At 38.7% G+C, this 23850-nt stretch carries 21 protein-coding genes and 3 pseudogenes; 1 reads left to right on the top strand and 23 read right to left on the bottom strand.

Translation table 11 applies throughout. The annotated features are described in order from the left end of the window. Positions 1-60 precede the first annotated feature (60 nt). From hydA (ACW2QC_RS06165) to ACW2QC_RS06125, 9 genes are all read right to left on the bottom strand, one after another. The gene (gene hydA, locus ACW2QC_RS06165; RefSeq protein WP_457543105.1) at positions 61-1485 is read right to left on the bottom strand and encodes a dihydropyrimidinase; all 1425 of its coding nucleotides are present in this window, start codon (positions 1483-1485) and stop codon (positions 61-63) included. Positions 1486-1555: 70 nt separating this feature from the next. Then, positions 1556-2824, bottom strand: a complete 1269-nt coding sequence (gene preA, locus ACW2QC_RS06160; protein ID WP_457543104.1) for an NAD-dependent dihydropyrimidine dehydrogenase subunit PreA — start codon at positions 2822-2824, stop codon at positions 1556-1558. Between the two features lie 34 nt (positions 2825-2858). Continuing rightward, positions 2859-4232, bottom strand: coding sequence for an NAD(P)-dependent oxidoreductase (locus ACW2QC_RS06155; protein WP_457543103.1), 1374 nt, complete (start codon positions 4230-4232; stop codon positions 2859-2861). A 285-nt stretch (positions 4233-4517) separates the two neighbouring features. Continuing rightward, positions 4518-5003 (bottom strand): hypothetical protein, encoded by a 486-nt coding sequence (locus ACW2QC_RS06150; RefSeq protein ID WP_457543102.1) that lies wholly within the window; start codon positions 5001-5003, stop codon positions 4518-4520. Between the two features lie 7 nt (positions 5004-5010). Continuing rightward, on the bottom strand, positions 5011-6573 hold the full coding sequence (locus tag ACW2QC_RS06145) for a sodium/proline symporter (protein ID WP_457543101.1): 1563 nt from the start codon (positions 6571-6573) through the stop codon (positions 5011-5013). Further along, entirely contained in the window at positions 6570-6704 is a 135-nt protein-coding gene (locus ACW2QC_RS06140) for a hypothetical protein (protein WP_457543100.1), read from the bottom strand. Before ACW2QC_RS06140 ends, ACW2QC_RS06145 begins: the two co-directional genes overlap by 4 nt. Before the next feature lie 558 nt (positions 6705-7262). Next, positions 7263-8684 (bottom strand): dihydropyrimidinase, encoded by a 1422-nt coding sequence (gene hydA, locus ACW2QC_RS06135; protein ID WP_457543099.1) that lies wholly within the window; start codon positions 8682-8684, stop codon positions 7263-7265. A 30-nt stretch (positions 8685-8714) separates the two neighbouring features. Then, positions 8715-10007: an allantoate amidohydrolase gene (locus tag ACW2QC_RS06130; protein ID WP_457543098.1), complete on the bottom strand. Its 1293-nt coding sequence runs from the start codon at positions 10005-10007 to the stop codon at positions 8715-8717. A gap of 789 nt (positions 10008-10796) precedes the next feature. Then, entirely contained in the window at positions 10797-11054 is a 258-nt protein-coding gene (locus tag ACW2QC_RS06125; RefSeq protein WP_457543097.1) for a hypothetical protein, read from the bottom strand. Positions 11055-11182: 128 nt separating this feature from the next. On the opposite strand from ACW2QC_RS06125, the gene ACW2QC_RS06120 reads away from it, so the two are divergent. Then, positions 11183-12079 carry a nucleoside hydrolase gene (locus ACW2QC_RS06120; RefSeq protein ID WP_457543096.1) on the top strand — a complete coding sequence of 299 codons (897 nt, stop codon included), beginning with the start codon at positions 11183-11185 and terminating at the stop codon, positions 12077-12079. A gap of 284 nt (positions 12080-12363) precedes the next feature. Here the strand turns inward: ACW2QC_RS06120 and aspA are convergent, their stop codons facing one another. The 14 genes and pseudogenes from aspA to ACW2QC_RS06050 form a co-directional block, all read right to left on the bottom strand. Next, a complete protein-coding gene (aspA, locus tag ACW2QC_RS06115) occupies positions 12364-13779 on the bottom strand; it encodes an aspartate ammonia-lyase (protein WP_457543095.1) in 1416 nt (471 codons plus the stop codon). A gap of 213 nt (positions 13780-13992) precedes the next feature. Next, positions 13993-14208 carry a hypothetical protein gene (locus ACW2QC_RS06110; protein WP_457543094.1) on the bottom strand — a complete coding sequence of 72 codons (216 nt, stop codon included), beginning with the start codon at positions 14206-14208 and terminating at the stop codon, positions 13993-13995. Between the two features lie 268 nt (positions 14209-14476). Continuing rightward, entirely contained in the window at positions 14477-15454 is a 978-nt protein-coding gene (locus ACW2QC_RS06105; protein ID WP_457543236.1) for a tRNA dihydrouridine synthase, read from the bottom strand. 477 nt (positions 15455-15931) lie between these two features. Beyond that, positions 15932-16165, bottom strand: a pseudogene (locus tag ACW2QC_RS06100) (Na+/H+ antiporter NhaC family protein); the annotation flags it as partial. Between the two features lie 216 nt (positions 16166-16381). Next, positions 16382-17527 carry a hypothetical protein gene (locus ACW2QC_RS06095; RefSeq protein ID WP_457543093.1) on the bottom strand — a complete coding sequence of 382 codons (1146 nt, stop codon included), beginning with the start codon at positions 17525-17527 and terminating at the stop codon, positions 16382-16384. Positions 17528-18010: 483 nt separating this feature from the next. Continuing rightward, positions 18011-18232: a DUF3953 domain-containing protein gene (locus ACW2QC_RS06090; RefSeq protein ID WP_457543092.1), complete on the bottom strand. Its 222-nt coding sequence runs from the start codon at positions 18230-18232 to the stop codon at positions 18011-18013. A 242-nt stretch (positions 18233-18474) separates the two neighbouring features. Further along, a pseudogene (locus ACW2QC_RS06085) lies at positions 18475-18801 on the bottom strand (DUF4181 domain-containing protein); the annotation flags it as partial. 69 nt (positions 18802-18870) lie between these two features. Beyond that, positions 18871-19239 (bottom strand): annotated as a pseudogene (locus tag ACW2QC_RS06080) (HIT family protein); the annotation flags it as partial. Between the two features lie 634 nt (positions 19240-19873). Next, entirely contained in the window at positions 19874-20212 is a 339-nt protein-coding gene (locus tag ACW2QC_RS06075; RefSeq protein WP_457543091.1) for a DUF1048 domain-containing protein, read from the bottom strand. A 1-nt stretch (position 20213) separates the two neighbouring features. Continuing rightward, positions 20214-20552 carry a PadR family transcriptional regulator gene (locus ACW2QC_RS06070; protein ID WP_457543090.1) on the bottom strand — a complete coding sequence of 113 codons (339 nt, stop codon included), beginning with the start codon at positions 20550-20552 and terminating at the stop codon, positions 20214-20216. A 537-nt stretch (positions 20553-21089) separates the two neighbouring features. Beyond that, positions 21090-21350, bottom strand: coding sequence for a hypothetical protein (locus ACW2QC_RS06065; RefSeq protein WP_457543089.1), 261 nt, complete (start codon positions 21348-21350; stop codon positions 21090-21092). An 81-nt stretch (positions 21351-21431) separates the two neighbouring features. Continuing rightward, the gene (locus ACW2QC_RS06060; RefSeq protein ID WP_457543235.1) at positions 21432-22466 is read right to left on the bottom strand and encodes a flavin-containing monooxygenase; all 1035 of its coding nucleotides are present in this window, start codon (positions 22464-22466) and stop codon (positions 21432-21434) included. Between the two features lie 293 nt (positions 22467-22759). Beyond that, on the bottom strand, positions 22760-23245 hold the full coding sequence (locus tag ACW2QC_RS06055) for a hypothetical protein (protein ID WP_457543088.1): 486 nt from the start codon (positions 23243-23245) through the stop codon (positions 22760-22762). A gap of 114 nt (positions 23246-23359) precedes the next feature. Further along, positions 23360-23782 (bottom strand): PH domain-containing protein, encoded by a 423-nt coding sequence (locus tag ACW2QC_RS06050; protein ID WP_457543087.1) that lies wholly within the window; start codon positions 23780-23782, stop codon positions 23360-23362. Positions 23783-23850 lie beyond the last annotated feature (68 nt).

Here is a 23850-nt window from a genome sequence, read left to right as displayed (position 1 = left end):
ATTGAGGGTTTACGAAGCTGCTCGATCCATCAATCAAGCAGCTTATACCCCATGAATAATTCACTTCACCAAATCCTCTGCCTTTTGTGTTCTTACTGGGGAATTGTAGTCAAACTTACTACATTTTACGTATTTCCCCTTTCCAGGCGCCCCCACGAATTCCTTATCTTTGATTACATATTCTCCGCGGGAAAGTACTGTCACGGGTTCACCTGTTACCTGTACTCCTTCCAAAGCACTATAATCCACATTCATATGGTGGGTATTAGCAGAAATGGTTCGTTCAACAGTCGGATCAAATAACACAATATCAGCATCACTACCCGGAGCGATCGTCCCTTTTTGCGGAAACAATCCGAAAAGTTTAGCAGCCTGTGTTGAAACTAGATCGACAAATTCATTCATTGAAATTCTGCCTTTTTTTACACCCTCTGAAAATAACAGGCTAAACCGGTCTTCAACAAACGGTCCTCCATTTGGTATCTTGGAAAAATCACCTTTTCCTAAATCCTTTTGACCTTTAAAATTAAAGGAACAATGATCGGAACCAATCGTCTGTAACTCTCCACTCTTCAGTGCATTCCATAAAACTTCCTGGTTGGATTGATCGCGTAATGGTGGGGACCAGACATATTTTGCCCCTTCAAAATCTGGCCTTTCCAAATAGGTCTGATCAAGAACTAAATACTGTGGGCACGTTTCCCCATATACACGAAACCCTTTGCTGCGTGCTTTCGCAATTTGTTCAACCGCCTCCTTACACGTTACGTGAACGACATACAACTGCGAATCAGCCAAGGCAGCAAGTTTTGCAGCCCTGCCTGTTGCTTCTCCCTCCAACTCTGGTGGTCGGGTTAAGGCATGATAGATTGGGTCTGTATTTCCATTCTTTAATGCTTCCTCTGTCAAATAGTTAATAACGTCCCCATTTTCCGCATGAACCATCACCAACCCACCATGTTCCTTGGCAGTAATCAATGTCTGAAATAGTGTTTCATCATCAGCCTGTAATACATCTTTATAGGCCATAAATACCTTGAAAGAAGTTACCCCTTCCTCCTCAATCACCTGTGGAATTTCCTGTAGTACATCCTCATTTGCTTCTACGATCTGCAGGTGAAATCCGTAATCAACAACAGCTTTATTGCCTGATTTCGCATGCCATTTTTTAAGTGCACTTTTTAGTGATTTTCCTTTTTCAGTTAAGCAAAAATCAATAAACGTTGTGGTTCCGCCGTATGCAGCAGCTATGGAACCGGTCTCAAAGTCATCCGTTGTAACCGTTCCACCGAATGGCATATCCATATGTGTATGCGGATCAATCCCTCCAGGCATGATATAATAACCGGATGCATCAATCACCTCTGCATAGATATCACTGATGTTTTGACCAATTGCTTGCACCTTTTCATCTTCAATCAAAACATCTGCGTTATAAATATCTGTAGCAGTTACGATGGTGCCGTTTTTGATAAGTTTTTTCACAAATGAATCCTCCCTGCCTAAGAAATAAAAAACAACCTAAGAGGTATATACCGAAACTTTAAGAAATCAGTTATTTCCGATTAAGCGTTTGTAAAGCACCTTGTCGATCATTCCATGACATTGGTGGTTCAGTAGGTACAAGATCCACCATGTCGATTGCCCCTTCAACTGGGCAAACAATCGAACAAAGGTTACACCCAACACAATCATCTTCCCTGACTTTCAAATAATTTTCACCGTTTTCATCTACTAGCATATCGATACACTGATGGGAAGTATCTTCGCAAGCAATGTGACACTTATTGCAATTGATACATACATCATTATTAATACGTGCAACAAGTCTATGGTTTAAATCCAGGTTGCTCCAATCTGTATATTTTTCCACTGATTTTCCGATGATTTCACTTACCGAGTCAATCCCTTTTTCATCCAGATAATTGCTTAACCCCTCTGTTAAATCATCAATAATACTGAATCCATGATGCATCGCAGCTGTACATATCTGCACGCCACCTGCGCCCATCAGCATAAATTCAACGGTATCCTGCCAGGTTGAAACGCCACCTATTCCGGAAATTGGAATATTAATATCCGGTTGCCGTGCACATTCTCCGATCATATTTAGGGCAATCGGCTTAACTGCTGGACCACAGTAGCCTCCATGCGCTCCCATTCCATTGACATTAGGCGTTGGGTTCCATGTATCCAGATCCACACCTATTAAACTATTGATCGTATTGATCATACTTATCGCGTCGGCGCCACCTCGCTCAGCAGCTCTTGCAGTTGCAGTTATGTCTGTAATATTCGGTGTTAGTTTTGTTATGACTGGTACTTCAGCAGCCTCTTTGCAATACAACGTTGACTTTTCTACTAAATCTGGGTGTTGACCAACTGCAGCTCCCATTCCCCGTTCAGACATGCCGTGTGGGCAACCAAGATTTAATTCAAAGCCATCAACCCCTACATCCTGAACCCGTTTTACAATTTCATGCCACTTATCGCGCTCTGGTTCCACCATTAATGAAGCTATAATTGTCCGGTCCGGAAAACGCTTTTTTGTTTCATAGATTTCTTTTAAGTTGTCCTCAATCGGCCGATCCGATATTAATTCGATATTGTTGAAGCCCGCCACCCGCTGACCATTAAAATGATGTGCACCAAAACGTGAGGTAACATTCAGTACTGGCTCACCAAGTGTTTTCCATACCGCACCGCCCCATCCGGCTTCGAATGCGCGTTGTACTTGATACCCTGTATTAGTCGGCGGCGCTGATGCGAGCCAAAAAGGGTTAGGGGATTTAATTCCTGCAAAATTGATACTTAAATCAGCCATATTCATCCTCCCATATCGTTACGCTATTTTTCTATTAAACCTTCTCCGTTTCAGATCCTTTTAATTGCTGATGGATGGCGTATGCTGTCTCCTTTCCCTGTTGTGCAGCGGATACTACCATTGCCTCACCGATCCCTTTGCCAAAAATCACATCGCCAGCAGCATAAACTTTCGGCTGAGAGGTAAGGAACGTTTCATTGTCCACCTTGACAACACCACCACGATGTTCCAAGCCAAATTCATCGATTAGCTGCTGATGCCGTGTCTGACCAATTGCCTTGACCACAATATCAACATCTATTAAAAACTCAGAACCTTTTATTTCCACTGGGCGGCGGCGTCCATCCGATCCTGCTTCTTGTAATTCCATACGAACGCACTCCATTTGTCTCAAATGACCACTATCGTCACCAATCAAACGCTTCGGTGCAACTAACCATCTAAATTCAACACCGTCTTGTTTGGCAAATTCATATTCAAAATCATAGGCAGACATTTCTGCTTCTGTCCGACGGTAGAGAATTTTGACATTATCCGCTCCAAGTCTGACCGATGTAGTAGCACCATCTATCGCCGTATTTCCTGCTCCAATAACAGCCACACGCTTCCCATTAAATTCCGCTGAATAGTTTCCATTCTTTGTTTCTTCCACTAAATCAATGGCATCATAAATACCTGCTAAATCTTCGCCTTCAATGCCTAAATTTGGCACCTTTGACATACCTGCAGCAAGGATAACTGCATCATAATCATGTACAAGATCCTCCGCAAAAATGTCTTTGCCGACTTCGGTATTTGTACGAATTTTAACACCCAAACTCTCTACCTGTTCCACTTCCCATAGAGCTATATCTTTTGGCAGTCGAAACGGAACGATCCCATGCGTGTCTAATCCACCAGCTTCACCTTTACTTTCAAAGATCGTCACATCATAACCCAGTCGCCCGAATTCACGAGCTGCAGATAAACCTGCTGGGCCACTACCAACAATGGCAATCTTTTTTCCGTTTTTCTTCCCGGCTTTAAATAATACTTGTTCATTTTTGATCGACCAATCCGTGGCATAGCGCTGCAGGTCGCCAATCATAATAGGCTTTGTTGAATGATTAAGAACACAGGCGCCTTCACACAATTCTTCGGTCGGACAAACCCGGGCACAGCTAGCTCCGACGGGATTTTCCTCCATGATTGTTTTAGCTGATCCTTTTAAATTCCCTGATGCAATTTTTTTAATAAAACCAGGGATATTAATTCCAGTTGGGCAGGCCGTGATACAGGGTGCATCATAACAATAAAGACAACGATTGGCTTCGTCTAACGCATCTTGTGCATTAAAACTTGGCTTGGACTCATCAAAATTCTTTGCCAGATCATCCGCTGACAGTAAATTTTGTAGTAAATTTTCCAATGATAAGCCTCCTTACAAGGTTTATGGATTAGATATTGAACAAACTATTTTTACATTCCATGACACGTTTTTTTCCGATAGAACCACGCACCATCTCTTCCGATAAAATCCAAAGTCACCTCCTAATTAAATTTTTCTAACCTTCTATGAAGTAAAATATAAAAAGTAAGCGTTTACACTATACAATCACTATTATAAATTTTTTGAATAAATTATATATTTACATTGTGTAACAAAATCGCAACTATTATTAGTCGTTTTGTAATCAATAACAGATCAGCCGGATTATAGTGGGTGAAATTTTCCGGTTACGGCATCAACCGTTATTAAAAAATGATCTGGAAGGTCTGAATCACCTTCCACAATCCAGTAAGGTCGGTAAAATATTGCTTGTTTCGATGAGGTTAATGTTGGGACGGTAAGAACTTTCTTTTTTGATGCGATTGAATGATAGATAAAATTCTCTGCGACTTCTTTCGCTTCAGCCAACGTTAGATGTAGTGGAATGATATGGTTATCAGATACGTTCTGCGAGGCTAGTTGTGGAAATGTATCTGCCAGAGCCCCAACCTTATTAACACCATCGATAGTACAACCGACATTTCCTTTAAGCGGATGGAAAAAGTTCCTCCTATCAATGACGTATTCAAACATAATATACGGATAATATACCAGCCTTTGTGCCTTATAAGTTCTACCTGAATCTAGCTTTTCAAGTCGCGTTTCAATTTCCTCTTGCTTAAAGCCCAACTGTTCTGCCTGAACGATCATCAATTTTTCACCCTTTTATTGGTTTGTTGTTTTGGATAAAAGTGGAAATAATCTTCGCTTCCGGACTAATATCGCGATTTATATTTTTTTCAATATTTTTCGGTAATGATCGTGGTCCTTTTGACTCTTCAAATACTTTTTGAATCGGTTCTGAAGGAGGTGTGCCAAACAAGTTACCAATCATCATTGCGATAATGGAAATAATTAAACCAGCAAGGAATGGATGAATACCAGTTACACTCTGCCAATCAAATGACGTCCATAAAATGTTTGTTACGCCTCCACCAATCATCGAGCATAAAACCCCTGCACTGTTTGCCTTTTTCCAATATACAGCAACAATGTATGGAACCATAAAACTGTTACCCATCGTACCAAATGCAAACACAACAAGATCAAAAACCTTTGGCGGTTGAACAACTGCAACAACAACACCTATGATCCCTGCTAGAAGTACACTAAGTCTGGAAACAAGGATCATTTTATTATGACTAGCTTTTCTATTAATAAACCGTTGATAAATATCACGAGACAAAATCGTCCCTGCCTGCATTAAAATAGAATCAGAGGTAGACATGATTGCTGCCATCACAGCGGAAAGTAATATAGCCGCAAAAATTCCAGGAAAGAACGTATATGCGAGCGTCGGAATAACCATTTCCGGATCGCTTAAGTTTGGTAAAAGAACGATACCCATAAAACCTAATAAATATGGAGCATAAGCAAATAATTGGTTGTATACGGCTGTCCACAATGTTGCCGTCTTAACTGTCTTGGTACTTTTCATGGACATGTGTCTGACTACAACATGTGGCAGTCCCATATAGCCAATCATATAGATTAAACTGGAACCTAATATAACACCCCATTGTCCATAAAAAGCATAATCCTTCCCCCAAATACTTAAGTATGATGGATCAATTTCACCTAAGGATTGATTTAACCCGGAGATCCCACCTACATGTACAAGACCTACAACTAGCAGACAAGAAACACCCAACAGCATAACGATTGCCTGAAAAAAGTCTGTCCACACCACGGCTAGATATCCACCAGCAACCGTATATATGATGATGATACCAACACCGATTATAACGGCCCACTCATATTTCCATCCCGTTAAAGATTCTAATGCCTTGCCCGCAGCAAGAAATTGTGCAAACACATAAGCAAATAGAAAAACAGTGGCAATAATGGATCCCACAACTCGAACTGCAGCACTTTCAAAACGTTTTTCCAAGTACTCAATTGGCGACAATGCACCTAGAATTTCCGACATTCTTCTCATTCTTTTCCCTAAGACTGACAGATTAATAATGCCGCCACCCGCATCACCAATTGCATACATGATCGCATACCAGCCTTGTTGAAAGGCTAAAGCCGGGCCGCCCAAAAACATAAATCCACTCATTGACGTACTCTGCATCGTTAATGCTGTTACAGCGGGGCCAACTTTTCGATCACCTAACAAATAACTATCAGGTGATTTGGAAGCTTTTCTAGAAAAATATAAACCTATACACAAGAGTACTAACAAATAGATAACGAATATGATGACATCCGAATTCACTTTTTATTCATCTCCTTATCTTCCAATTTGTCACCCCTATTTTTTATGAAATACATAACGATACCAAGCGTTAACCAAATGAATGGCCACGGCACAATATACCAGAAACTATCTACAGGAAAATTTAACATTACTTCCCCTCCTCACAAGATTAGATTGGCTTGGTTACATTTTATGTGGTTAAATAGGCAGTATTACATACGGATTAGAATTAGCCTATTCCGACATGCTTGGTGATCCGGTTGAACATGACAGGTTAAAAGTTAAGGATTATTTCTTTTACACATTGTCTAATGTGATATATGTACCCTTTTATACTAATGTAACAATCTTTGATAGCGCTTATATATATGGTTGAAAGTAATTTCTAGATTTAAAGTTTTAACCACTCCTTTTCTAATAAGGGCTTCACGCAACTTTATAAAAAACAGGACACATAGAAGGTAAGTTATTCTTTCTTAAAACGGCGAAGACTTGTTGTGGCTATTCTGTAAAAAAAAAAATAAAAATAACCACCCCTTAAGCCTAGCGAGCGATTAGGGTGATTATCTGATTGCAAGCTGCCCACTTGAAGGACTATTGCATAATACTGCTAGTGATACAGGCACTGGCGGTATTTTTTTATATAGAGACCTTCGCATTTGTTAAACGTTTTTACTAATTTCCCAAGGCGTAAGGTGCTATTAGTCTCATACACGCTTTAATTCTTTATCCGCTTTTGTATCATTGAAACAAAGTGCAAATGGTTTTCCAGCAATAAACTTTCCATCGCCTTTTTGACCAATAAATTCACCCTTGTCCACAACTAGTTTGCCGCGAAGGAATACTTTATCTACTTTTCCCTCCTGTTTATACCCTTCAAATGTACTGTAATCAACACCATGCAAACTGTTTTCATTAGAAATGATGGACGATTCATTTGGGTCATACAAGACAATATCCGCATCCATGCCGACACCAATATGTCCCTTGCAATGGTCTAATCCCATATTCTTAGCTGGTGTAGTAGCAAATAAATCAACAAACCGCTGCCTGGAGATTTTTCCGGTGTTTACACCATATGTCCAAAGAACACCCAAGCGAGTTTCTACACCCGGTGCACCATTCGGGATATTGGTGAAATCATCTACACCCATGTGTTTTTGGGATTCCCAGTCAAATCCGCAATGATCAGTACTGATAGCATTTAACCAGCCATTATCAACCGCTTCCCATAACGCTTCCTGATCCGCTTTCGTCCGTAATGCCGGCGACATCACATATTTAGCCCCTTCAAAATTTGGTTTAGCTAAATCATCTTCATCAAGCATCAGATATTGAACACAAGTTTCGCCATAAACCGGTAATCCTTCGTTTTTGGCAGACCGGATCGATTCCATCACATTTTTAGCTGTGACGTGAACAATATAAACAGGAGCATTTACCATAGCCGCTAGATTAATCACGCGTTGGGTTGCTTCCAGTTCTACCCGTGCTGGTCTTGATACTGCATGGTAATATGGATCCGTCTTGCCTTCAGAAATCATTTTCTTTTGCAAAAGATCGATCACATCAGCATTCTCACAATGAACCATAACAGTTACGCCGGCTTCCTTTGCTGCTTTTAATGCTTTGTAAAGGGCCTCGTCATCGCTATGAAATGGCATTCCTTTATAAGCCATAAACAATTTAACAGTGGAAATACCCCTGCTAGGCAAATCCTTAATTTCTTCAAATGTCGCATCTACTGGATCACATACAACAGCATGATACGAATAATCCGCCATCGCTTGGGGTGCAACATCATTTTTGTCCATTTCAAATATTGTATCAGCCATGCCCTTGCCCTGTTCCTGATTGACAAATTCAACAACCGTTGTGGTCCCTCCAGCAACAGCAGCATTCGATGTTTCAAAGCCTCTGACCCGTTCCCCTTTAAATTCAAAGGAATAATGGACATGTTGGTCGACCCCGCCTGGAAGGACGTATTTACCTTTCGCATCGACGACCTCATCAGCAGTCGCGTCTAACTTTGCCCCGACAGCGACTATTTTTTCTCCCTCAACTAATACATCTCCAACAAATTCATCAATAGCGGTTACAATCGTTCCATTTTTAATTAATGTACGCATCTATATCCTCCTCTGAAAATTTGTGAGTGCTTAACGTGATGTCTGATTGGTTTCCTTTGTTTTTGCAGCTAAATGTTTTACTACATGAAGTAATAAATCACCTCCCGATTTAATATCCTCTTCACTTGTATATTCACTAGAGCAGTGGCTTTTTCCTCCCACACTCGGAATAAAAATCATCCCCACATCTGTGAATTCCGTCAACATCGCTGCGTCATGAACAGCACCACTATTCATTTTCATATAGTTATAGCCATGATCGCATGCTGTTTCTTCAATCGCCTGAACGATTCTTGACGATAGTTTGACAGGGGCAGATACACCAATCACTTCAATCTTGCTTTGCAGTTTATCTTCAGCAGCTACGGCGTTCACCTTTTCCGTCAACTTGTTTGCAATGAGGTCAATTCCCTTCGGCTCAACATCCCTCACATCCACAAAAAACTCCACACGTTGCGGAATCACATTCGGCATATTCGGCTCACAAATGATTTTACCGACAGTGGCAACCGTTGTCGGTAAGGCCACCGTTTTTGCCACTAGCCGGATATGGGAAATAATGGCTGCTGCTCCCACCAATGGATCCTGTCTTAAATCCATTGGTGTTGTCCCTGCATGATTGGAGTCACCCTCTAAGGTAACTTTAAACGTTTTCATTCCTGCGATTGCTTGTACAATCCCAACTGATTTATTCTGCGTCTCTAGCACTGCCCCTTGCTCAATATGTAGCTCAATCATCGAATCGACTTCATCTTTACCAAGAACATCATTTTTGGCACGCTCCACTTCAAGTCCGAAACTTTTCGCAATATCGTAAACGGAATCCCCCTCACCATTTTTGATCGATTGAAGATCCGCTACCCCATACTTTCCAGTCAGAACCTTGCTTCCGAGCATCGTAATACCAAAATTGGAGCCCTCCTCTTCAGCAAAAATAATCAGTTCAAGCGGGTGGCTTAGGGGTACCTGCTCTTCTTGCAATACCCTAATAACCTCTAAAGCTACCAAAACACCAGTTAGCCCATCAAATTTTCCACCATTTTCTACAGTATCGATGTGGGAGCCAATCATGATGGAGGGTTTATTGATTTCCTCGCCATAGATTGCTCTAATATTTCCAATCGCGTCTACTGTTATGGAAAGGCCTAACTCCTGCATCCGGGATAATAGATAGTCCCTTACTTGTCTATCTTCATTACTATAAGAAAACCGAGTGCAACCATTGTTTGGTGTTTTCGTATGGCTGACAATCGTTGCGAAGTCATTTAGCATTCGTTTTAGATTGATTTCGATAGCTTTATCCTCCTTATATGACAGTGTCAATGAAACCTTTGTGGAATACTAATGTATTATAAAACTAACTTACTACTAATAATCGCTAACCAATCCACTATAATAGTTTATGAAAAAAATCTTTTTACTATTCCTGATCAATTAACCTTTTCTGAGGGATTTAAAGTCATAAGCTGTTCACCGTTCTCATTCTCATCTTCGTTATGTTTAAATGCTTTTAAAGCTTGATCGAACCGTTCTACTACTTGATGTTTAGGTTTTGTTGCTAGGCTTACAACAACAAAACATCAATTAATGAATATTTTAACAATTCAATTATAAATAAATTGAAAGTTAATCTCACTTATCACATTGTTAAAAAATAGTACCATTAATTTTACAGATTGTATAAAGTATTTTTCTTTGGTAAGAGAGGAACTAATATAGAAGTGATATTACAGAAGTTGCAAGATAATTAGATTTAGTGCATCAAACATTCGTAAAATGGGTTAAAATTAAGAGGATCAGAAGGTTAATTTTAAAGGTAATGGAAAAACTACGCCCTAATGATAAAACGGAGTATTGAACAAATCTTTTCTATCATACCTCTGATTAAGCTAACTATTTAAATATAAACAAAGAATCCATTTCTGTTGATATTTTGATTATTACAGAAATGGATTCTTTAAATTTCGTCCTTAAGTACATTAGCACGGGCACCAATTATATTTAATTGTTTCCTTCTCTCTGACCATCTTACTCTAACATGTCAATTTCAGATGAATTCCATATTTTTCAAATGCCAATCCATTGTACTCTGTCCATAGATTTCCTATTCCCCTAATTTTCACCTACAAATTCATGAACCCTTTCCAAAACCGGACCAAAATCAATCACGACTTCCTCCACAACCTCCACCAATGCATTTTCATCCGTTAAAATATCTTTACTAGCTGTATATTCCTTTGATTTACTGTTTTTAGCTATTGAAATAAACAATATAACCAGTCGTGAACTTGCCCGACATACCCAGTCATTGTATGATAACATCATGATCATTTTTATGACTGGCCATGCCGGATTGGGGATGAGAGTCATTCAGTTGTCCTTCAAGCCTGAATCCAGTTAAAAGAACGATGATCATGACCAAGGAACACAAAATAAATAGAAACACTGCACCACATGCAAAAACACCCACCCACAACAACACGAAAGGAATGAACAAAATGCCAAAACCGATCATCATTGATACAGACCCGGGAATTGATGATATTGTTGCGATAACAGCAGCATTACATTCGGATGAATTAGACGTAAAACTGATAACGACAGTCGGCGGGAATGTTGGGATAGAGAATACGACTAGAAATGCAGTTAATTTAGTTACTTTTTTGGGAAAAAATACACCGGTTGCCAAAGGAGCAGGGGAACCGCTTGTACTTCCGGTAAAAACAGCATCCCAGGTACACGGTAAAAGCGGGATAGGTGATTATCAGTTTAAAGAGGATGCCAATCCAGATTTACTATCAGCGGATAACGCCGTGATAGAAATGAAAAATTACATAATGAAGTCCGCGGATCCTGTCACACTTGTGCCAATCGGGCCATTGACGAACATTGCACTTTTATTGAAAATGTTCCCGGAAGCGAAGCAGAATATTGAACAAATCGTATTAATGGGCGGAGCTGTCGAAGGTGGAAACGCAACACCTACAGCAGAATTCAATATTTATGCTGATCCGCATGCGGCAAAAATTGTATTTGATTCAGGCATAGAAATTGTCATGTGTGGACTGGACGTGACCCGTTTGACAAGCGTTTCCTTTGCTGATGTGGCGAAATTACGCGAACAAGGAAGCGTTGGTGAAATGATATATCATACCCTTGATTACTATAAACGGGCATATTCAGAACAAGCCATTGCCATTCACGATTTATGCACCATCTTTTATTTGACGAACCCTGAGCTCTTTCAAGCGAAACGGGCAAACATCAATGTGGTGACAGAGGGAGACGAAGCCGGAAATACAATCGCGGATTTTACGGATGAGGGGAATGTATCGGTTTGTGTGGATGCGGATGTTGAGGAGTTTCAGCGGAAGTTTGTTGGGTTGTTGGACTAATTTTGACAGAGGGAGATGGACTTAACTCCCTATCCCTCCGCCTGACTAAATCAACTTCCGAAACCGTACCATTTCCACCATCTTTATTCCTATCAACACAGCAGGGATCTGTCCAATTTTCTCCTCTACTGACAATGAGCTTATATAATGTTAAACCTCATTAATAGTAGCATTTTCAAACACAGGGGCGATTCTACTGCTGCTCAACATAACAAGAAGCGCAAGAAACCGTCCCCATGCTCCCACAAAGATTATTTGACAAAATTCGGGAAGTGACAGGCACCCTAAAACACCGGCATACGGGCAATTCCTGGTTTTGTCATTTCAAATGGATTTAAGATACAATCCAATTCTTCTTCTGATAGGATATTATATTGTAGGCATAGCTCACGAACTGATTTTCCTGTATCAATTGCTTCACGCGCGATTTGTGCAGCTTTTTCATAACCAACATGTGGACTGATTGCAGTAATCGTTCCCACACTTGATTCTACATAATCACGCATTAGTTCTTCATTTGCAGTGATTCCCTTGACACAGTTTTCCGTAAACGTATGGAATCCGTTATTCATCACACTAATAGATTGAAGTAGGTTAAACACTAGGACCGGCTCCATCACATTCAATTCCATCTGACCAGCTTCAGAAGCAAGGCAAATCGTGTTATCATTTCCAATAACCTGGAATGCAATTTGATTCATAACCTCTGCCATCACAGGATTCACCTTACCCGGCATAATGGATGAACCTGGTTGACGTAATGGTAATTTAATTTCATTTAAGCCAGTTCGCGGTCCGGATGCCATTAGACGTAGATCATTCGCAATCTTGGACATGTTCATCATACATACCTTTAATGAAGCCGATACTTCGGTATAAACGTCCGTATTTTGCGTTGCATCCACCAAATGTTCTGCAGCTGTTAAGGGAAATCCGCTAATTTCTTTTAAATGATCAACCACATACAAAATATATTGTGGGTCGGCATTTAACCCAGTTCCAACAGCTGTTGCGCCCATATTTACGTCGTATAAATGCTGTCGGGAGTCTGAAATCCGTTTGATATCCCGTTTAATCACACGGCTATATGCTTCAAATTCCTGACCTAAGCGAATTGGAACGGCATCTTGTAAATGTGTTCTGCCCATTTTGATTATATGATCAAATTCCTTAGCTTTTGTTTTAAACGCTTCATGCATTTTTTCCATGGTAGCTAGTAATTTTTCCGATAACATTAATATAGCGATGTGGATGGATGTTGGAAAGACATCGTTTGTTGATTGTGCCATATTAACATGGGAATTTGGACTTAAATAATGATAGTCCCCTTTCTCTCTTCCCAAAATCTCAAGGGCACGATTGGCAATAACCTCATTCGCATTCATATTGATGGAGGTTCCAGCACCACCCTGAATCGGGTCAACAATAAATTCATTATCAAGTTTACCGTCAATAACTTCATCTGCTGCACGAACGATCGCATCCTTAAATGATTCTGACAGTTTTCCAATTTCATAGTTTGCGATAGCAGCAGCCTTTTTTACAATGCCCAACGATTTAATTAATTCCGTATGAATACGGTATCCCGTGATTGGAAAGTTTTCAACAGCACGTAATGTTTGAATGCCGTAATAGGAATGATTTAATACTTCCTTCTCACCCAAAAAATCTTTTTCCACTCTTGTTCCGCTATATTCCATTTTATAATACCCTCCGCTTTGTCATCTATGTTATTATGGTCTACGTTGTCTATCATCCCATGAAAAGGGTTTCAAAAACTTTCGAAGGCCTCGAAGATATTGTAACACCTTCTATTGTAGTTTTAAATCCTATTGTTTCGCTGGTTAAAATAGATAGGATCCAAGGTAGTGAAGTTTATAGAAGAAACGGGGCGGTTCTGCTAATACTCAAGCTTAATAAAAGCACGAGAACTGTCCTTGTGCTACTTCTAGTTTCAGCGAAGCATCCATGCAACCCTCCATAGGCCCACCAATAAAAAATAAAAAAGCCACTAGACCAAGAAAAACATAATCCTTGGCCTGGTAGCTATAAAAATGACCAGATTTATCAAAGTACTTTAAAAGGATAGGGTCTGGCATCATTATTCCGACATCCGTACCCGCATCCATATTCCCAACCCCGTAACTACAGACTATCAATCTCCTCTATTATTTCAAATATATTAGTATAAGGATTTAACATAACACAAAAAGAGAGCTGATCTTCGTCTGAATGATTGCTCTCCTTTTTCTATTATTCAATAAATCTTTCAACAAATTTCACATCGTGACCGTAAACCGCGCCCCGATTCTAGACGCATAAAAAATTCACATGAACCCAATAAATCTGTACATTACTCTATATTGAAAAGGGTATTAACGTAGTCGGGAATTGGACCTAATTCCCCGTCCCCATATCTCCTAAAAATCGATCCAGCAAAGCTCGTACTTCATCTGTTGATTCCGTACTCATTAATTGATTCCTTAATTCACTTGCCCCGCGAAATCCGCGAACATATATCTTGAAAAAGCGGCGGAGCGGTCTGAACAGACGTGGTTCTAATTCGCTCGAGTATCGATCATGAAGATCAAGTTGCAATCTTAATAGATCAAGCAATTCTGCACTGCTATGGTCTTTAGGCTGCTTTTCAAAGGCAAATGGATTTTTAAACACCCCACGGCCTATCATAACCCCATCAACACCATACTCATTCACCAATTTCAGACCAGTCTCACGGTCAGGAATATCACCATTAATTGTCAAAAGTGTATCAGGTGCCACTTCATCACGAAGCTTTTTAATTTCCGGAATAAGTTCCCAGTGTGCGTCCACTTTACTCATTTCCTTTTTTGTACGCAGGTGAATGGTCAGATTAACGATATCCTGTTTCAATAAATGTGTGAGCCAATCACGCCACTCCTCTACATCGATATACCCCAACCTTGTTTTCACACTTACAGGCAATCCACCTGCTTTTGCCGCTTGGATAATTTCCGCTGCAACATCTGGGCGACGGATAAGACCGCAACCTTTTCCCTTTGTTGCCACATTATGTGCAGGACAGCCCATATTAATGTCCACACCACGATAACCTAGCTCTGCCATACCAATACTCATTTCCCGAAAGTATTCAGGCTTATCCCCCCATATATGTGCCACAATCGGCTGCTCATCATCTGTATAAGTCAAACGACCGCGCACACTATACTTTCCTTTTGGATGACAATAACTTTCTGTATTTGTAAACTCTGTAAAGAACACATCCGGCCTAGCTGCTTCACTTATTACATGACGGAAAACAACATCTGTTACATCTTCCATTGGTGCTAATATAAAAAACGGCCTCGGTAAATCATGCCAAAAATTATCTTTCATTTTCAATTTCATTTCCTCTCATTACGGAACGTCCGTACAAAATCTAACAAAAAAAGCAAAGATATCTCCCTGCGTCCTTTACACTTATACCATGCTTAAGCACTTTTTTTCAAGGCAAAAACATGAAGATGGACCTTCTACTTTTTGCTAATTATAGAAGTATAAGAGCTGTCCGCAATGCCTTACACTCTGACATACGCTGAGCATTTTTAATTAGATATTTCCTTTTAGCATTTATTTAGTACTTAAAAAATTAAACATAGTAGCTTGTGGAGGGTAAAAACAGACTACCGGATTACCATAAATCGTTTGGACGTTTAGAAGGCATTCCTATTGTAGAACAGATTGGCGAAAATACCTATAGGCTAATTACTTATTATGAAAACTACCAATTTTATAAAGCATTTAAACCAAAGGAATATTTCGAGTGTGACTTAAACGTATTTAATAAGGAAGAAGATAGATATCTGGAATTGCTTAAAATATTAGTATAAGTGGTACAACAACTGTTCCGGAATCCTCTAACGTTCTTGATAGGTTTTTGGCATGTAACTTATTCTTTTGATAGGTTTCTTTAAATATTTCATCCGGAACAATAATGGATAAATAAGAGTTCCCTATTACCAATGCCATTGTAATACAAGAAAGGACAGTTGATAGAATAAGGTCTCCTGTTCTTTTAACTATTTTTAGTAAAGCGTTAATAATAACTTGTAATGCTCCAGCCTATGTAATAATACCAGCAAAAATGAAGGCACTAAACGGGACGCGGGGACAGGTTAGGTGTCCCAGGCAATTTTGGCGCGAAATATGGCTTTGCGCGCGGGACAAGAAACCTGTCCCCATGTCCCATTAGCACGGTTCTCCGCATCTATTGTACTAGCAGTCTTATGGATGGTCACTAAGTTACGCGACCACAGACTATGATTAATTTCTAAAATCTTCTATCCTCTTTAATCCCTGCGTACCAAATGCTTCATCAACTTGATCGCAAAAACGGTTATGGAAAACTTCAAAAAAATGGCTGAATCGCTGCACTGTGTTTTCTTCCGTAAAATAAAACACGCCAACCTCAGACTCATTATTCCCCTTGCGATCAGTCGTTGGTTTACCTGGATCTATGTATCTATCTGGAAAGTCTTTCTCTATTCCCACTAGAACCTCATCAAAAATCTGTCGCAATTTACGTAGACGTTCCAATTTAGCATGCCGCAATTGCTCACTCGTATATGCTGTATCCTTTTGATTGACAGCTTTTTTTAAATTCCTGTATTGACGGAGCGAAATGTAGAAACCGCTTTTCCTCTTATCAATTCGATAAAATAAACGATCTGGAAAGTTTCCGTAACGACTGCCATTTTTAAATGCATAGTGTACCCACGGCTTTCCAGAACTATTTCCTCTACTTACAGGTATATTACCAAAAATAGACTTGATAGCTGTAAACTGCCCAACTTGGGTCTTCAAACTTTCCTCTACGTCCTTGAAATTAGAGCTGTGAATATTTTTTAGTGTCGCTTGTTCGCTATCAAACTTTTCCTGAATGTAGCGGTAGTAGTTATGAAAGATGTCACTATCCGTTAGCTCTACATATTGACGCATCCAATTAAGGATTGATTCTTTATCAAGACTTTTCACAGGATAGTGATTATCTCGTAATGCACCTAATTTATCCTCTTCATCAGCAAATATAAAACCCGTTTTATAATATATTCCTAAAATAACCTTGTTAGGACTTTGTTTTATCCGATCATCAAAATAGCGCTTTATTTGATTGGAGTGCATCATCGTGTTCATCTTATCTTCAATAATAAGTTCAAATTCCTTCTCATCAATCCTAAATTTCACAAGAACATCAATTGAATCAACTTGATTTTTCACATCGTCAATTGTTATACGTTTCAGATCTCCTACATCACACCCGTGTTTTTCCAACATCATTTTTAATAAAGACAAACCGAATTGCCGCATCTGGGTATCCTCACTTTGCTGCCCCCAGGCCAAACTCCAGCAAATGAAAGCATCCTGTGATAACTCACCTGTCGCAAATTTAAAGATATTAGGCTTACACATAATAATCCCCTTTATGTACGGTAGTTTTTTACTATTATAACGTATTTTCATTTTGTGTATCTCATACTTATTACATGCTTATTAGAAAAAATAATTAAAAAGACAGCTAGAATCAATGGAACAATATCCCATCTATCTAACTGCCAAAAATAGCACCATTTCACGTAACGCTTTAAAACAGTGTGGATCTGATACTTTTTTTTCGTGGAGGTCTGACACTTTTTTTGCCATGAATGGCGCCGATTGTCCAATAATTTTTACAAACTCGCAAGCATAGCAGTAACTATTGCCGCTAATGAAGACCATATAACAAAAAGTAAAGCAGCAACGTGGTGAGATACCTCCCCCTTAATTGCATTAATTAAGGATAAGACAAAACAATACCCAAAAAATATAAATAAAATTGCATATAAGAAAAACAAAAAAACATCCTTTCAATAAAAAACGTTAAACTTCTTACTACGGAAAAGTGCCCAGATTGCTTTATAAAGTATAGATTGCGACAAAAATACTAAATCCGGATGCAAGGAATAGTGTAAAAGAGGTTGTTTTTTGTTTTTGGAATTCAGTAATCCCCATAACAATAAGCATTAGCCCCATTAACAGCAAAACATAGGGCAATATTATTCCAGTTGTACCAGTTAGTAGACCATAACTTGATAACGCTATTACAATAATCGTCAAAATTATCCTAAGTATTTTCACCAGTGCCCCCCCTAAAAAATTGATTCGCCCATAGATAAGTAATTCACTAAAACCCATAGCGGAACACCATCATGACTATCTAAATAATGATTTATTGGATTATCATCTTTTGCTTTACGTTTTTGAACTTGTAGGTATCAAATCGAGTACATTCTTTAATCGAACAGGCTTACGAGTATAGTTTTTCATACTAAGTAGGCATGTTGTTCATTATACTTCTCTAAACAATCCACCCTTATTGCTTAAATAACATTAAAATAATCTGTCACCCCATATGTAACCGATCCCAAAATGAATAAGACACAAGTTATAGCACTTAGGAGATATGTTTTTCTTTTTCTTGTAAACGTCCATTTCATTATGGTACGAAAGGCGAATAAAGCAGCCATACCCACAAAAATCAATATTCTGAGATGTGGGAATTCATTTATTGCTACAATCATCACAATAAAACTAGTCCAATAGAGTATTCGTTCACCATATTTATGTAGTTTGTTTACGTACTTTCTGCCCAATTCAGATTTTTCTATATTCAATTTTGTTATTAGCTTTCGATTGATAAATTGATCTAAAATTAGAATAGCAATTAGAATGGTAAAAATGGCTATCATTTTAAGTGTCCCCCTATAAGCCGTCATTATATATCTAATTCCTTTTCCAGCAAGTGGCTCGTCTTCATATCTTGGCATAACGTGAAAGTGAGCATGAAAAGTATGCTGACCGCCGACTTCACCGCAATTCCAACCAAGATTGTATCCTCGAGGCTCGTGTTTATTATCTATGTATAGTTTGACCTCTTGAAGAAGGCTGTATGTTGCTTCCCATTCATTTTTAGTCAAATCAAATACAGTTTCCCTATGTTCTTTAGGGACGATTAATCCTGCACCTTCAAGTTGTCTACCTTTTATTTCAGATTGCCCTAACTGCAAGAATAGACAATAATCATTGCTTAAAATAACTTTTTGGTTAGGTTCTATTTCTGGCCTGCAAAAATTACATTCTTCCATAGCGATCCCCTCAAATGTTTTTATAGTCTAATTAAACAATCTGGACCTGTTAAAGACATTTATTATTAAAAGTTAATCAAATTAGTACAGCAAGTATAACATTTAAAATTCAAAATACGTATGGCTTTTAATCTTAAATCAACTAGAAGATATGGTGGTAATCATCTATCATTTACTGGTACATTTCTTGTCATTCAGTGGTGAGAGTATGTCAACGTTGGTACATTTTGTGGCCGTAATCAACCTGTAGCTAACCAAATTATCTTCTCACGTCTAGGTATTAAGTAACAATATGCAGCATGTTTTTATACAGACTCGAGCATTTATAGTGGATCTTCCAGGTCAGAGGCGGATCAATTTCATGGCAATATTCAATTTAAACACCCTCCTAGTGTATTGTTACAGTTAAAAGTCACTGCCATGCCTAGTATAAATAAAGTTACAAGAGCAACATTTCAATATGGAGTATCTTATATATAAAAGGTAGGAAAGGCCGTGCTCTGGCAGATATTCAGTAAGCGTCAAAAGTAAAAAGCCACCAGACCCAAGAACAACATAATAACTCGAACGACATTACCGAGTTTGTGTTGTTCTTGGATCTGGTGCCAGGTAACAATTCACTGGGATTTCGCCATTAGTCACGACCAATCGTATCGTTCAACTTCTGGCGATACTTGTCCCTCCAAGTTTTCGAGTCCTTCACTAGTTCATCGCAGAAAGCAGCCACGTCCTCCCCCATTAGGTCAGTGACTTTCTTGCCTTCCGCTGCACCTTCCTCGAACAGGTCGAGAATGCCATTAAAGATACGGCTGATGTCCTTCCAATCGGTGGGGCCACCAGCAGTCCACATATATTTTTGGATAGCGTTGTAAGCATTGCGGTACTCACTTGGAAGTGCCTTCGCACGCGCCTCCATCGCCTTCCATTCCCGCTTGTCAGCCAGACTTCCGATAATTTTTTCAATAAAACTCATTTTATCCTCTCCTTTTTATTTCTTTCGTTTTGAGTTCGTTAATTTTGCTTGAAACGAAACCCCATTTTTTCCAAAAAGTTTCGAGTTTCTCATGACCTGCTGCGTTGAGTGTGTAAAATTTTCTCGGTGGTCCCACAGTAGATCGCTTTTTTTCAATGTCCACCAGATTGTTTTTCTCAAGCCTTATAGTAATCGTATAAACTGTGCCTTCAACCACATCAGTGAAGCCAAGTTCTCGCAGCTGTTGCGTGATTTCATAGCCATACGTTTCGCCACGGCTAATCACCTCAAGCACACAACCCTCAAGCACCCCTTTCAGCATTTCCGTAATATTTTCCAAATACCCACCCCCTCATTTGTATTTCATTACCTTCCGTACGCTGTATCACAGGTATTTAGTATTACTGGTATTCAGTATTAATTACTACTGGTATATAGTATCACTTAGTAGCATAATTAGTCAAGAATACTACATTTCATCAAAATACCTGTTATTACGGGCTTCATAGGTATTTACGTCAAATTTGATAATACAGAATTTAGTCTTTTTCTTGATAGAAGTTTTACTAAAAATTGATCACTTTAACCGCTTCTTGAAAGCAACGGGGGCTGAGCCCATGATCCTGCAATAAGCAAATTTAGCCACAGAAAAAGTGCGTTTCATATCCACTACTGTTTTTTATTTTTGATGACTTCCTTTAATAAAAAAACCCCTTTACATAGGGGGCATTTCCGCAGACTATTACTTTTTCTCATTTCGAGAACCCTTCTTTACTTCAATCAAAGAAACTTAACATTACTTCACAATCAGGTACGATTCAGGAATGGTTCTTATTCCAGTTTGCTCCCGATTAATGAATAAAGGAGTTAGTTACATTTATGATGTAGTTTGCTGCTTCTTTGAGATTATCATTTCTACCAAGATAGCGATAAATGACATTATTCCCATTCCTAATACTATATATTTTGAAGCTGTTTCACCATCGTTCGTAAAATAGGTACCCATTGTTATGATTCCAACCAATATAGCCATTGCTAACTGTGTTGTTAACTTGTTATTTGGTTTCCTTTTGAAAAATTGCGTTTTAGTAATAATTAAAAACAGAGCTATAGCTAACAATGCAAGTAAAGTAATCATTTTTTTCATCCCCCTTATTGAATCACCCGGCCCGATTCTGAGTTAAATTTGTTCCGGATAAACGCCCGTTAAGTTTAAGACCTAGTTACTCAATTTACTCATTAAATATTCAGCGTCCCTTCCAACACCACAAACAAGTGCGGAGCCACGACTGTGTTGCCAAGGTAATCCAATATAATATAGCCCATCAATAGGACTTACACCACGATTATGTATGGGTCTGCCTTTTTCATCAATTGCTCCATCAATATGAATCATTTCATAAGATGGAACAAAGCCAGTTGCCCAGATAATTTGACTTACTTCAAGTGTACTGTCATCAGAAAAGATTATTTTTTTACCGTCAACCTCTGTTACCCTTGGTTTGATTTTTACCCTCTGACTTTTAATGGCTTGTTTTAACTCTTCTCCAAATATAGGATCATCTCTTTTTTGAAAGAGTCTGCCTCTAAGTGTATCCGTACCAGCATACAGAAGTTGAAGTTTCTGTAGCCAATAAAAAATACTTTTCCCAAATACCCGTAAAGGAAGGAATTTTAATCTATGTGATATCGCAAGGATTACTTCTCTGTCCTTTGACAGTTCTACTGCAATTTGCGCTCCTGAATTCCCCCCTCCAACAATCAATACAGTTCCATCATTAAGATTTTCAGGTTCAATATAGGAAGAAGAATGAATATGTAATACTGAATCATTATTATGGATTACGGATGGTATATAGCTTTTTTGAAAGGCTCCTGAGGCTACAATCACTTTCCTTGATAGAAAATTTTCGCCTGTTGTAATTACGTTAAAATAATTATTCTTTTTTTCAATACTTGTAACCACGGTATTCATTTTGTGAGGCAAATTAAAATATGCTACATAATCTTCTAAGTAATCAGCTATTTCATCCTTTGTTGGATAAGAATCGGGAACACCTTTCATTTTTAGTCCTGGAAGGGTAGAATATGACTTTGGCGTGAATAGTACAAGCGATTTATAACGTGAACGCCAAGAGTCTCCAATACGTTTTTGATCATCAATCATGATATGGTTCTCAATTCCTTTTTGTTTTAATTGGTGACTCATGGCAATACCAGCTTGACCTGCCCCAATAATAATAACTTCAAAAATGTGTCCCAATTTGTTATTCCCCCTTATGCCACAAAACGGTCCGATTGTGGAAACCTCTCAATTCCGTTCGTTTACATATTTTGAAAAAGACCTGCAACAAAAACTAACAATCCAACGAGTATGGCGCGAAGCAGGTTATTGTCAACGTATATCGCTATTAAAGCCGCCACAATCGCAACTATAAACATCAATAAGCCTCACGAAATATTCACTCCCATACTTTTGTTCCGAAAAATAGCCTAATTACGGTACATATTTTTTCAGTTATTGCGCCCGATTTCGGTACAAGATGCTTACTTATTCACCAACGTCTTTTGTGCACCATCATAATAACGGTCGATTTTCAACCCATTTTTCGTATCTACAATGGTCATTTGTCCCTTCATTTCTTCCTCATCCACCTTGTTTCCTTCTTGGTCCGTAAATATCAAAGTGAAGGTATGTTCAAAATTTTGATCGCCATCACTCTTTTTGATGGAAATATTTTGCACGGAAATTTTATTGTTTAGTTTGTTTGCTACTTCTTGTGGTATTGTAAAAAACCTAATCTTTTTTAAATCCTCAAATTCCTTCTTCGTAAAATAAGACGAAAAATTGTCTTGTAAATCAATGATCTCTTCAATGCTCATCTTCTTTACATCGACACTTGGGTCGTCAACATTATATAATTCCTTAATAAACTCCTCTCCAACTCCTGAAGCATTGTCTTCTTTGTTTTCGCAAGCACTAACCAAGAATAGAAGAGCAACGGAACACAGCAAAACAAACAACTTCCGCATTCAAACATTCCCCCTAATTTTTTATAACTATACAACAATTTGGGCGCCCCATTATCAATCATATGTGTAGCATAACTGTGCCGTTATAGTGCCCTTTTCTGGAATAATCTTAACTTAATTTTTCTTGTCGTTGGAAAGATTATTGTCGACTTGAATATATTTATTTTCATTTAATAAAATTCGAATAAAATCGGCTGCATTTTTTGGAGAGACAATAGCTACATCATATTTCCTATGAAGAATTTCTATTCTATCAATGGATAGTGCAGGTCCTGCCAAAGGGGTTTTTGTAGCATTCAATCTTTTTATCTCTTCAATCTTCACTTTGCTTCTAAATGGGCCAGATTTGATTTTAATAAGCCCTTCTTCAATCTTATAACCCGTTCCAAACCACAACCATAAAAGCAGGGCGATTGTTAGTAAACCTATAATATATATTACTACGCTTTTATAGGTTATCATCTGCCAGCCCATTAAAATTGTTACTCCCCAAATTATTAAAGCTAACCAAGTGTCTTTCTTGGACGGAAAATACAATAAAGTCTCCCCCTTACTTTACTCAATTAAATGGCTCTACAATGGCAAATTTGGGGCTGCTTTGCTTA

The organism is Virgibacillus sp. FSP13, assembly GCF_054048505.1.
Note: the sequence above shows the minus strand (reverse complement) of the source record. Positions and strands in the feature narration are given on the sequence as shown.